This window comes from Gluconobacter sphaericus, from assembly GCF_016757795.1.
GTDB lineage: Bacteria > Pseudomonadota > Alphaproteobacteria > Acetobacterales > Acetobacteraceae > Gluconobacter > Gluconobacter sphaericus.
The window spans coordinates 739,573-751,924 of the sequence record NZ_CP068419.1; the positions used below are offsets into that span (position 1 = coordinate 739,573).

Consider the following 12,352-nt stretch of genomic DNA (forward strand, 5'->3'; position numbering starts at 1 on the left):
GAATTCCCCGGCACGTCATTCGATGCAGCCCTGAACAATCCCTGACAACGCCTGCCGGAAATGGACCGGAGAACAATCCCGCTCGACAGCCGCGAGCGCGCCAGCCCTCAGAGTCTTCCACAGTTCCGCATCCTGATAAAGCCGCTCCACGGCAGCCGCGAACGCTTCGGGATCATTCGCCGGAGCCGCAAGAATCTCTGCACCATCCGTCCAGCCAACTTCTTCCTGAAGCAGCGTCGTGACGACCTGCGGCAGACCATAGGAAGCCGCTTCGTGGACCTTGAACGGAATTCCACCCGCAAACCGCGTCGGCGCCACGAACACCCGATGCCGGTCGAACAGTTCCCGCGGATCCCCCACAGGCCCCACAATTTCCACCCGGCTATTCGCCGAAAAAACCGTCATATCCACATCCGGCCCCACATAACCGGCGATCGTGAAATGGACATCCGGCGGCAGAACCCCGTCCAGAATCGGCAGCACCCTGTCCACAAACCAGACAAGACTGTCATGGTTAGGCGCGCCCTCGTCATGAATCGCGCCAAAAAAGAGGATGCTATGCCGGGTCTCGAACGGCGCTGGAGTCGGCTGAATCTGCAGTTCATGCCCGAGCACCGAGACATTCTGATAGCCCGCGCGACGCACCAGATCCGCGTCATGGGACGTCACCGCGATGATCTGCTGGCAGAACCGGGCACAGTCTAGTTCCTGCTGCAACATCTCATCGAAGCTGATATCCGGCTCCGGCAGGTCCAGAACCCGGATACGCTCCAGTGTGCGGGGCGTGGCGATCACTTCCGTGTCCAGAATCGGACCGGCAGAAGGCAGATAGCGGCTCGATTCATTTAGCAGGGGCAGGAGACGCACCAGATTGTGCGTACGGCCGATCCAGACCAGATCGTAGTATCCGACCCGCTCCTGAATAAAATCAGAGAAACTGGACAGATCCCGATCCACGATCAGTTCCACCGTCTCCGGAAAATCCCCGAACAGATCGATGACCGTCTGATCCCTGGGCAGGACAGGAAAAACCGTGACCTGATATCCCAGCGCCGTCATCTCATTAATGATGTCATTCGAGCGGACATAGCCGGACCCCAGACGCCGCAGAGGCAGACGGTCCTCGATGAAGAGGATCCGCTTATGCTGGCTGACCCGGTGTTCGCGCGCCAAAACGGCGTTACGGATGTGGGCCGGCTGCTGATGACGCAGAAAATCCTGCTGCAGACGGGAAAATGTCTTAAGATTGCCCTGGATCAGAGCATGGGAACCGGCCGCACCAGAGCTTCCGAACTCCAGATGTTCGATGACCACGTTCGGATCATAGACAATGCGCATTCCCGCCTTGACAATCCGCACGCACAGATCGGCATCCTCGAAATAGGCCGGCGTGTACCGCGGATCATATCCGCCCAAGCGACGCAGCAATGTCGTGCGGACCATCAGGAAAGCGGCCGAACAGTAATCGACGTCCCGGACGAAGTTAGCCGTCGTCAGATTCGGATCATCCTCGCGCAAATAGCCGTAAGTCGCACCGTCCCGCCAGATGATCGATCCAGCTTCCTGAAGGCGCATGTTCGTACGCACCAGCTTTCCGCCCACTGCACCAATCGCGGCCTCGGAACGCAAACGCTTCAGCGCATTAACAATGGCATCCGGATACAGGCGGATATCGTTATTCAGATACAGAACAAACGGGGCCTCCGCTTTTTCCAGCGCAAGATTGCAGCCCAGAAGATAGCCGATATTGTAGCGGTACCGCAGGATCGTAGCGCCCCGCACCATTCGCCCGATATGGCGGGTCTGATCATGCGAACCCGAGTCCACCAGTATGAGCTGGATGGCACCGGCATAGTTGGCTCGCAACGAAGCCAGGGCCTGCGCCGTCAGGGCAACCCGATCATAGACGACCATGAGAACGCTAATTTCAGGAACGCCGTGAACCGTGAAATCCAGCGGATGCCGGACCAGCGACGGAAGGATGGCTTCGGCTTCACGTTCAAACAGAAGCCTGGACTGTTCCTCGGGAATCTCGGCCACGGCCGCAAGCGCTGCCATCCGCTTCTCGCCCAACCCCGTCCGGCCAGCGACGAAATGGGCGAACGCACTATCATACAGGCGATTGCGCACGTCGTTGCGGACCTGTGCCTGCGCCATGTGGGCGGCGAGGTCCACATTTTCCTGCGGCGCACGCCCTTCCTGCGCGCCGTAACGGACAAAATGATCGTAGCCGTTGCGGAAATATCCATGCTCCAGCGACGGAGCCATATCCGGATAGGCCTGCCGATAGAACTCTTCAGAAAAGAATTCCTGCGGATCAAAAAGACGTGAAGTCTCGTTGGTCAGGTAATGATGCAGGGCACTCGAATAATGCCCTGCGGCTATTTCCTTCCGAACCTCAGGATAACGCGTCAGATACCAGACCGGATCGAAATACCACGAAACACGCCCGGCGTCGGCAACATGGGCCGGAAGTCCGAGCCATGACGCGAACAGCCCGATCCGGCTGTCAAAACAGTCTGGAAAGATCAGGGAGAGCTCGCGGCAGAGTTCATCATCGAAAAAATGATGTCCCCGGTAATAATGGCTCTCTCCGATTTCGAGATAATGGTCGTAGCCATTACTGAATCTGTGCTCGTTCAGAAAACGCTGTGTCAGTTCAGGATAACGGCGCCGATAGCCCGGCTCGTCAAACAGCCAATGCGGAGAATGGGTCTTGTATCCGATGGCGGTATAATGCTCGAAACCCGACGCCCATTCTTCCCGGATCAGCCCCTGACGCACATCCTTGTGCGCATCGCGATACCAGATTTCATCAAAATATCGGTTCGGAGAATGCCCGTAACGCTGGCCAGTCTGCAAATAGAACGTATACGGATCGTCCTGCCCTTCTTCGCGCATCCAGTCCCGCACCTCGGGATAGCGCAGCAGATACCACTGCGTATCAAAGCGGGACCACCGGGGTTCCCGCCTCTCAGATAACGGGGCTGAAACAGCTTCGGACATCAGGGCAAGCCTCCTGCTCGCAGGTCAGGAAACGACTTTTCCAGCGAGAAGACGTTCCCCGCGTGCGACATTCTCGGTGTGCAGGTCGACATATTCCGCAGACAGGATCGCACCATTGTCGAACGTCACGGCAATATTTGTCATCCTTGATCCGTAGACGTCTCCCACGACATTCACGAGAATGAAGCGATAGACGCCATCAAGCGGACGGGCATAGCCTTCGCGCGGCATGAACGTCCCGTTGAATCCGGCACAGACCGGCGCATCGCGATGCGCTGTCGCGACATCACCCCGCAGCACACGTTCCAGCGCAAAGAAAACGATCTCGTCACGACTTTCCGAGGCCAGTCCGCCATAAACCTGACCAGCACGGGACAGATTGCGAAAGAACATCCAGCCACGAACCGACAGAGAACCGTCCGGTATCAATTCGGCAGGCGGATCGCCAGCCAGCCCCGTGAAATCATCAATGAAATAATCCAGCGCCCCCGAAGTGTAAGGATGCATCTGGTTCTTACCGACACCCGACAGCTTCACACCACGCATCAGGCCATCACTATGAGAGACACGACGGAAGTCAGACAGGATGAGATCGTTGGAAGGAGCAGAACGGATGATCTTCCGGATCTGCCCGCCTTCGACCTCGATCTGCATGGACGTCAGCTGGAACGCACCCTGACCATTGACCACATTGATCAAACCAATGCGGAAACGCCCCTCACACCACTTGCCGCGCAAGGCGACCTTGCCGGAGAAACCGGCGCGGCGTGGCGCATCGGCGAAAAGCTCCGCAATGTCCGCACGGATCTCGCGCTGGCACTCCAGAAAGATCATGGCGCTGTCGGGATCTTCGCCCAACAGGACCGTGAACATCTGCCCCGCTGAACTGACCCCCGGCAGGATCATCCATCCGCGTATGTGGAACTCAGGAGCCCCCAGGAAAGGTCTCTCTTCTATGTCGGAAAAGACGTGATGGCAGATGTCATCGATATAGCATTCGGCCCCCTGCACCGAGAACCAGTCCGAAACAGGGACTGGCATTTCCACGGACAGATCCCGCACCGTCGGCGGATCGAAGATATGACGCGGGGGTGCCTGGTGGCGCCAGGTAGGATGGGCCAACAAATGAACCTGCCCGGCATCCAGACGAAGTTCCGACACACCCATTTCACGACGTGGGGCCGTATCATGATAGAGCGCTAGCAGCTCGTCAGCATAATCCCGGGCATGGGTCCAAAGCGCAGGCGTGATATTTTGCATGATCTGCCGGCGCAGAGGCTCGGACGAACGCAACAGTTCCAGACGCTCCAGCACCATACTCGGACGGCTTATGGGAACCGTGAAACCATTCACGCCATCTTCAACACGATCTCCCAGGGCGCCCACATCAGTAACAATGGGAATGAGACCATTCTGCCAGGCCTCGGACAGAGAGATGCAGTAGGTCTCGGGCCAAATCGACAGGTTCAGCGCGACATCTGCCACCTTCAGCGCATCGATATCTCCCATCTCGTAGCGGCCGTAAATTTTGACATGCGGACGCGGGACCGAGGTCAGGACGGCTTCATATTCCGGATGAATATAGCCGAAGATATGAAAGACGAAATGGTCAGGGTGGGCGATATCGATCAGGTTAAGAATCGTATCGGCGCCCTTGGTCCGCAGGAAGTTCCCAACGATTGCGACACCCAGAGGACGGTCCCCCAGAGGCTCGTACGGCTTCATCACGATCGGAACGGTGTTGTCCGGGCTGGGTATCCCCATCACGAGACTGCGCTTGCTATCGAGCACCGGATAGATTTCGTGCGTCAGGTCCCGGGAATGGACAGTACCGAACAGGATGGCGTCGACGGAATGTAGCATCTTGGCAACGAAGGCACGACGTGTCTGCTCCCCGCCATGGTCCACATTTTCAGAGGCCTTGAGCGTGATGTCGGCCGCCAGAACCGAGCGCACTTCGTCCTCAACGTAACGAAGTTCGTGGTTCAGCAGATTGTACCGGGCGGAAATCAGCCAGAAGTCATGGGCGGAGAAAATCACACCCGCGCCATTGGCCTTCGCGATGATCGGCAATGACAGGGCATGATGGCCCAGATGCTGGAAATGGACGAGATCGATGTTATACTGGCTGATAACGCTGGAAAACGCCATTTCTTCCGGCGAGTCACACATCGCGTCCTGCCAGCCAACTTCCGGCACGTCGAAACGCTCCAGTTCGTGACCATTGGCTGTGGTCAGACGGCAGAAGCCGCCACGACGCAACCAGTAGAAATATTCCACGTCACGCGACAGAAGCGCGCACAGGCCCTGTTGATAGACTTCAACGCCACCCCACGCCTGCTCGTGAATCGTGGAATGTGTGCACATCAATACACGCAGACGGCGGCGGCGATGCAGGGGTGCAAGGGCTTGGGTCCGGCGCCCGAAATCGGCCCCGGTAATATCACGCATCTTTTCGAGACGATGCTCGTAAAGATGCTGCGATACGACGGATTTCTGTGCAGCCAGAGCGGCATTGCGACGTGTACCCTTCTGCTGAAGCAGCCGGGCAATCGCATTCACAACCTGATCGGCATCCCGGGCAAGGGAAATGCCATTCACAGTCTCGAAATACTCGGCACTCATGCTTTCCGGAGCTTCCACGACCTGAGCCGCGCCTGCCAGGGCCAGCTCGAAGAAGCGCGGCCCAGGAGCCGTGGCCTGACTGACATCACCATGGCTCGCATAGTCACGGAACATGGTCAGAGTAACGGCGCTGACATTCGCGAAATCGATGAAAGCTTCGTGGCTGATCGGACGCTGAATGGCCAGCGCAGCCAGATCCGCTGGCAGGGGCGGCAGGAATTCATTGGTCGGGCATACGAGCTTGAGGCGGGCATCTGGAAACGCTGCGATGACCTTACGCAATGTATGGACGCGATTGGGCCACATCGTACCGGCAAAGAAAATATCATATTCCAGCTCTGCAGCAGGAAGTACGGCACGCTCGTGAATCGACGCACTTGCAGCCAACGGGAGGTAGTGGCCCTTGCCGTGATAGTATTCCGCACAGGACGGATCATTCGTAAAAACGTAGTCGAAGAGTTCGGCATTCTCAACATTGAAGTCCCGCATGAAGGGGTCTTCGAAAGTCCAGAGAATCATGCTCTTGAAGGCAGGACGTACACGACGAATCAGGGGCAGATTGATGCGCTGAGCATCCAGGCAGATCAGGACATCATGTTCACCTGAAGCCGCGATAGCAGCCAGGCTCATGTTGTCCGCGACAACCACCTGCTCCTTTCCGAAAAGCGTCTGGGCTGCCCGCTGAACGGCAAGCGTCAGATAGGAATTGGGATTATGGGTGTAATTTGTATTGTAAATGACCGCCATCAATCTCTTGGGCTAGAACGCCCACTCCCATATTCAATATTGACCAGTCGTCCGGATTACAGCAGGACATGCCCTCCGTTCACGACACTTCCGTCTCAGAGCTTTTTCTTTTGTAGCTGATGACGCCGCCAAGAAAAAGCCTCTCTAGCAAGAATGAACCTCCAATAAAAAAGGGCCGCCGAAGCGACCCTTTTCATCACCGACCGGGAGAGGAGAGCCTCTCCCGGTTCGCCAAAGCGAAAGCTCAAGCGTCCGTGTTACGGCGACGGATGGCGGCACCCAGGATATCACCCAGGGATGCGCCCGAGTCAGAAGACCCATAGTCATTGATGGCCTGCTTGTCTTCCTCGACCTCACGGCCGCGGATTGTCAGGGCCAGCTTGCGGGACGCACGGTCAACGGAGACGACCTTGGCGTCTACCTTTTCTCCGACTGCGAAACGCTCCGGACGCTGCTCAGCCTTGTCACGGGCCAGCTCGGCGCGACGGATGAAACCGGTCAGAACGTCGTCGACCTTCACTTCGATACCGTTGCTCTGAACAGCCGTCACGACGCAGGTGACGACAGCACCCTTCTGGACGCGGGACAGGGTGTCAGCTGCCGGATCTTCCTGAAGCTGCTTGATACCGAGGGAGATACGCTCCTTCTCGGGATCCACATCGAGAACCTTGGCCTTGACGACCTGGCCCTTCTCGTAGTGCGACATGGCGGTTTCGCCTGCCTCGTCCCAGGACAGATCGGACATGTGAACCATGCCGTCGATGTCTGCGGAAAGACCAACAAACAGACCGAATTCGGTAATGTTGCGGATCTCGCCTTCGATGATCGAACCGACCTTGTGCTCTTCCTCGAACTGCTCCCACGGGTTGCGCTGAACCTGCTTGAGGCCGAGGGAGATACGGCGCTTAGAGCTGTCCACATCCAGAACCATGACGTCGACTTCCTGCGAAGTGGCGACGATCTTGCCCGGATGGACGTTCTTCTTCGTCCAGGACATTTCGGAAACGTGCACCAGACCTTCGACGCCCGGCTCCAGCTCCACGAATGCACCGTAATCGGTGATATTCGTAACGCGGCCCGTGAAACGGGCATTTGCCGGGTACTTGAGTGCAACATTTTCCCACGGATCAGCTTCAAGCTGCTTCATGCCGAGGGAAATACGCTGCGTGTCCGGGTTGAAGCGGATGACCTGCACGCGAACCGGCTGACCGATCTGCAGGGCTTCGGACGGGTGATTGATGCGCTTCCAGGCGATGTCGGTGACATGCAGGAGGCCGTCAACGCCGCCGAGATCAACGAACGCACCGTAATCGGTGATGTTCTTGACGACGCCGTCGAGGATCATACCTTCCTTCAGGCCCTGGATCAGCTCGGAGCGCTGTTCCGCACGGGTCTCTTCAAGAACGGCACGACGCGAGACAACGATGTTGCCACGGGCGCGGTCCATCTTCAGAATCTGGAACGGCTGTGGCTGACCCATCAGCGGGCCAACGTCACGAACCGGACGGATGTCGACCTGGCTGCCCGGAAGAAACGCCATGGCGCCGCCGAGATCAACCGTGAAGCCGCCCTTGACGCGACCGTAGATCGTGCCGTTGACGCGCTGGTTGTTGGCGAACGCACGCTCCAGGGCGGTCCATGCCTCTTCGCGGCGAGCCTTCTCGCGCGACAGGACGATGGAGCCGTCACGGTCTTCGTAACGCTCGACATAAAGCTCGACGACATCGCCCGGCTTCACGTCCGGAGCAACGCCGGCCGGACCGAATTCCTTGAGCGACACGCGGCCTTCGCTCTTGAGGCCGACATCGACGATTGCGAATTCATCGGTCAGGCGGACAACGCGGCCCGTGACGACGGAGCCGTCAAAGCCGGTGTCACGGCCCAGGGTCTCTTCGAGAAGGGCTGCGAAATCTTCGATGCCGTGGCTGGTCGTGGGGGTCTGAGTGGCTGAAGCCATGTAAATACTATATTCCCGGATTCCCGTTTCTTTGACGAAACAGATATCCACGTCTGCGCCAGATCCATGACGGACCGGACGTCTCCCCGCCGCCGCTGAACGGTCAGATCGGGTTATTGGCTGTTGGACCTGCCTACCAGACGCAGAACAGGCCATCTCCCTGCCCTAGGGGCCTGGTGATACGGTGCACCAACACCCTGCGAGGGCGCTGTGTCAATAAAAAAAGGCGCTTTTTCAGGCGCTGCGGCGTCAGATCAGTTTCACGCACAACGCAAGGCAACGGTTTCGCATGCCTTATCAAGGACCTCGGCCGCAGAGAGCATGTCGGTCTCGATCAGAATAGCGTCAGGAGCCTGCACCAGCGGAGCGGTTTCACGCGATGAGTCGCGTTCGTCCCGCGCCATGATCTCCGCCACGGCAGCTTCCAGCTCCCCCTCGTCCAGCGGGGTCCCGCCATGGACCTGATGATGCCGGCGCAGCGCCCGGGTGCGTGCCGAGGCCGTGATGAAGAACTTCACATCCGCATCCGGAAAAACGACTGTACCGATGTCGCGGCCATCCACGACCGCGCCTGTTTCAGACGCGAAAACGCGCTGGCGTTCGAGCAGGGCCGCGCGGACAGCGGGCTGCGCGGCCACCAGGGAAGCACCCCGGTCAATCTCGGGGACGCGCAGATCCGTACGGACCAGGTCCGCCTGTTGCAGAGCCCGTGCTTCAGCCGACGCATCATCAGCCGGGTCCAGCCCCGCATTCACCATCCGACGGGCGACGGCGCGATACAGCAGCCCGGTATCGAGGTAGGGCAGCCTCAGTTTCTCGGCGAGCGCCTTCGCAAGCGTACCTTTCCCCGCTGCGGCAGGGCCATCGACAGCGATGACAAGCGGACGGATCGTCACGGCGTCAGCCCCGCGCCAAGACTGTTCATCAGATCCACGAAACCGGGAAAGCTGGTTTCGATGAAAGCCGTATCGTCCACGTTCACCGGCTTCTGGGCGGCAAGGCCAAGCACAACAGCGCTCATGGCGAGGCGATGATCCATATGGGTCTGAACCGTGCCGCCGCCGAGAGGAGCATGATGGCCCTTCACAATGAGATCGTCACCGATCACCTCGGTTTCGGCACCGCTCACGTTCAACAGTGCAACTGTGGATGCCAGGCGATCGCTCTCCTTCACACGCAGTTCTTCCAGACCGCGCAGACGGGATGGACCCTCGGCAAAAGCACAGGCGACGGCCAGAACCGGATATTCGTCAATCATGGACGGCGCACGCTCGGGCGGAACATCCACACCCTTGAGCTTGCTGTAACGTACATGCAGATCGCCGACCGGCTCACCGCCTTCGACGCGTTCGTTTTCGATGGATAGGCTGGCGCCCATTTCGATCAGCGTCGTGAACAGACCCGTACGGAGCGGGTTAAGCCCCACGCCTTCAATCCAGATATCCGAACCCGGAACCAGCAATGCGGCAACGATCGGAAAAGCTGCGGAAGACGGGTCGCCAGGGACGGTGACATCACGAGCCGTCATCTGCACCGGCCCCGTCAGGGCGATTCGGCGGCCGCCGTCATCAATGCGCGAAACATCCACTTCAACGCCAAAATGGCGAAGCATGTTTTCTGTATGATCGCGCGTGGCGACAGGCTCTTCCACAACCGTGGTGCCGTGAGCGTTCAGGCCGGCTAGGAGAATAGCGGACTTAACCTGAGCGGACGCGACCGGAAGACGGTATTCGATCGGCTTGGCCTGACCCGTGCCGCGGATCGCCATTGGCAGGCGGCCACCCTCACGGGTCAGGAATTCAGAACCATTTGCCGCCAGCGGAACCGTCACGCGGCGCATGGGACGTGAACGCAGCGACGCATCACCCGTCATGATGCTGTTGAAAGCATGGGAGGACAGAATCCCGGAAAGCAAACGCGCTGCCGTGCCGGAATTACCCATGTCCAGCACATCCACCGGCTCGCTCAAGGCGCCCACGCCACGCCCCTCGATGACCCAATTCGTACCATCGCGCATGATAGTGGCGCCTAGCGCACGCATTGCGTCCGCCGTCCGCAGCACATCTTCGCCTTCGAGCAGGCCAGTCACATAGGTACGGCCAGAAGCGAGGGCAGCGAACATCAGCGAGCGATGGCTGATGGATTTGTCACCCGGGACACGGGTGCGGCCGGAAAGTCCCTTGGGGGACGCGGAAACGGTCAGGGGGCGCGAGACTTGCATGGTAATGTTCTTGCTAGGGCTCCCCTCACCTGTCAATCACCTCGTGAATCATGCCGGGGTAGCACAGTCATGCGCCTGAAAACTGTCCGGAATCACGCTTCAGGATTTGACAGAGCGCGCGCAAGCTGGCATGGCCGCGTTCCTTATTCGAGGCATTAGCAGGCTCCGCACAATGGCAAAACCCGAACTCGGTCTGAAACGGACATGCGTTGAATGCAGCGCCCGCTTCTATGACCTCAACCGCGTCCCTGCGGTGTGCCCGAAATGCGGCACGACGCAGCCGGACGATTCCCGTCTCAAGCGCAGCGAGGTTCCGCTGCCTGAAGAGAAAGATCCGAAGCCCCAGGCCAACGAGCATGAGGACGACGTGGATCTGGAAGTCGCCGATGACGAGGATGATGATGTAATCGCCCCAGACGACGATCTGGACGATGACGACGATCTCAGCAATGACATCGAAGTCCCGAACGACAAAGATGACCGCGACGACAACTAAGGTCGTTTGCGCTGTTTTTCTGGCGGCACTGATGGGCGGCTGTTCTGATCCGGAAGGTGTTTTTACCCCGGACAGCGCAGCCGTTCGCGCATTCAGGACCCGGCTTAACAGCCAGCCCAGCGCGACGGCGGCGCTTCAGGCCCGCTGCTCCAACCCGATCCGCGTGGTGCGCCTGAGTGTGGACCGGCCGGTTACGGAAGATATTCTGACGCTCTTGCAGGTCCGTGAGGTGCATCAGGTCACGACACGGCATGTCCGGCTGCTGTGCGGCGAAACGGTGCTGTCCGATGCCTGGAACTGGTATGTGCCAGAACGCCTCTCTCCCGCCATGAATACCCTGCTGGAACAGACGGACACGCCGTTCGGACGCGCAGTGCAGCAGACAGCTTTCCGGCGACAAAGACTCGAAACACGATTTCCGGGCAGGGCTTCGGGAATCGTTCTGGAAAACCGCGCGCTGCTGAGACGTGGGGTCGATGACGCGCCGATTTCGCTCGTCGTGGAAGATTATCTTCCGGCCGCGATCCGCCCCTGAGGTTTCAGGAGGTAGGCGACCAGTTCAGATGCTGCCCGCCATCAAGTGCGAGCATCTGGCCCGTCACAGACGGGAGCGCGAAAAGCGCGAGCGCGGCCTGAGCGATTTCCTCAGGTGAGGACCCATGTTGCAACGGAGTTTTTGCGCACATGCTGTCAAAATGCTCCTGACTCTGACGCACGGCCGGCAGGACCGGGCCGGGACCGATGGCGTTTACCCGCACCCGAGGAGCAAGTGCGAGAGCCGTGGTCTGCGTCAAAGTCCATAATCCCGTGCGAGACAGAGTATAGCTGACGAAATGCGGAGTCAGGTTCCAGACACGCTGGTCCAGCATGTTCAGGATCAGGCCCTCGCTCCCTTCGGGAAGGGCCTCCGCCATGGCCTGTGAGAGGACGAATGGGGCCCGGAGATTGGTTTCCAAGTGCAGGTCCCAGCTTTCGCGGGTCACACTGCCCATTTCATCGCGGATAAAGGCAGACGCATTGTTGATGAGGATGCCCACCGAACCAAGCGCAGCACTGGCGCGAGGCAGAAGTGCTGCGACTTCCTCTTCGCGTTGCAGATCGGCTTGCAGAACGCAGCCTTTGCCCCCGACCCGCTCCAGCAAAGCTTCGGCCTCGTACGCACTGTCACGACAATGAATGGCGACCGCGAAACCCTGCGCCGCCAGCATCTCCACGAGAGCCGCACCGATACGGCGCGCACTTCCCGTGACGAGTGCGACACGGGGAACGCGCGGAGAAATCCGAAAAGGCAAAGCCATGG

At 59.0% G+C, this 12,352-nt stretch carries 8 protein-coding genes; 2 read left to right on the forward strand and 6 right to left on the reverse strand.

Annotation, left to right across the window (positions count from 1 at the left end):
* Nucleotides 1-15: 15 nt before the first annotated feature.
* The 5 genes from IGS75_RS03620 to aroA all read right to left on the reverse strand — a co-directional run bounded on the left by IGS75_RS03620 (nucleotide 16) and on the right by aroA (nucleotide 10,556).
* Nucleotides 16-3,006, reverse strand: a complete 2,991-nt coding sequence (locus IGS75_RS03620) for a glycosyltransferase (RefSeq protein ID WP_202257606.1) — start codon at nucleotides 3,004-3,006, stop codon at nucleotides 16-18.
* Between the two features lie 24 nt (nucleotides 3,007-3,030).
* On the reverse strand, nucleotides 3,031-6,378 hold the full coding sequence (locus IGS75_RS03625; protein WP_202257607.1) for a glycosyltransferase family protein: 3,348 nt from the start codon (nucleotides 6,376-6,378) through the stop codon (nucleotides 3,031-3,033).
* Between the two features lie 244 nt (nucleotides 6,379-6,622).
* The gene (gene rpsA / locus IGS75_RS03630; RefSeq protein WP_141350804.1) at nucleotides 6,623-8,335 is read right to left on the reverse strand and encodes a 30S ribosomal protein S1; all 1,713 of its coding nucleotides are present in this window, start codon (nucleotides 8,333-8,335) and stop codon (nucleotides 6,623-6,625) included.
* A 260-nt stretch (nucleotides 8,336-8,595) separates the two neighbouring features.
* Nucleotides 8,596-9,231, reverse strand: coding sequence for a (d)CMP kinase (gene cmk, locus IGS75_RS03635; protein WP_202257608.1), 636 nt, complete (start codon nucleotides 9,229-9,231; stop codon nucleotides 8,596-8,598).
* Nucleotides 9,228-10,556 (reverse strand): 3-phosphoshikimate 1-carboxyvinyltransferase, encoded by a 1,329-nt coding sequence (gene aroA / locus IGS75_RS03640; RefSeq protein ID WP_202257609.1) that lies wholly within the window; start codon nucleotides 10,554-10,556, stop codon nucleotides 9,228-9,230. Before aroA ends, cmk begins: the two co-directional genes overlap by 4 nt.
* A gap of 172 nt (nucleotides 10,557-10,728) precedes the next feature.
* Here aroA and IGS75_RS03645 point away from each other — a divergent pair, with 172 nt between their 5' ends.
* Both IGS75_RS03645 and IGS75_RS03650 read left to right on the forward strand, forming a co-directional pair.
* Nucleotides 10,729-11,052, forward strand: a complete 324-nt coding sequence (locus tag IGS75_RS03645) for a TIGR02300 family protein (RefSeq protein WP_141350798.1) — start codon at nucleotides 10,729-10,731, stop codon at nucleotides 11,050-11,052.
* Nucleotides 11,033-11,587, forward strand: coding sequence for a chorismate--pyruvate lyase family protein (locus tag IGS75_RS03650; RefSeq protein WP_237468967.1), 555 nt, complete (start codon nucleotides 11,033-11,035; stop codon nucleotides 11,585-11,587). Before IGS75_RS03645 ends, IGS75_RS03650 begins: the two co-directional genes overlap by 20 nt.
* 4 nt (nucleotides 11,588-11,591) lie before the next feature.
* On the opposite strand, the gene IGS75_RS03655 is transcribed toward IGS75_RS03650, so the two are convergent.
* Nucleotides 11,592-12,350, reverse strand: a complete 759-nt coding sequence (locus IGS75_RS03655; RefSeq protein WP_202257610.1) for an SDR family oxidoreductase — start codon at nucleotides 12,348-12,350, stop codon at nucleotides 11,592-11,594.
* Between the last annotated feature and the right edge of the window lie 2 nt (nucleotides 12,351-12,352).

Excerpts from the sequence above, each read along its gene's own strand:
- IGS75_RS03620 (WP_202257606.1), bottom strand. The coding sequence starts at position 3,006 with ATGTCCGAAGCTGTTTCAGCCCCGTTATCTGAGAGGCGGGAACCCCGG.
- IGS75_RS03625 (WP_202257607.1), bottom strand. The coding sequence starts at position 6,378 with ATGGCGGTCATTTACAATACAAATTACACCCATAATCCCAATTCCTAT.
- rpsA (WP_141350804.1), bottom strand. The coding sequence starts at position 8,335 with ATGGCTTCAGCCACTCAGACCCCCACGACCAGCCACGGCATCGAAGAT.
- aroA (WP_202257609.1), bottom strand. The coding sequence starts at position 10,556 with ATGCAAGTCTCGCGCCCCCTGACCGTTTCCGCGTCCCCCAAGGGACTT.
- IGS75_RS03645 (WP_141350798.1), top strand. The coding sequence starts at position 10,729 with ATGGCAAAACCCGAACTCGGTCTGAAACGGACATGCGTTGAATGCAGC.
- IGS75_RS03650 (WP_237468967.1), top strand. The coding sequence starts at position 11,033 with ATGACCGCGACGACAACTAAGGTCGTTTGCGCTGTTTTTCTGGCGGCA.
- IGS75_RS03655 (WP_202257610.1), bottom strand. The coding sequence starts at position 12,350 with ATGGCTTTGCCTTTTCGGATTTCTCCGCGCGTTCCCCGTGTCGCACTC.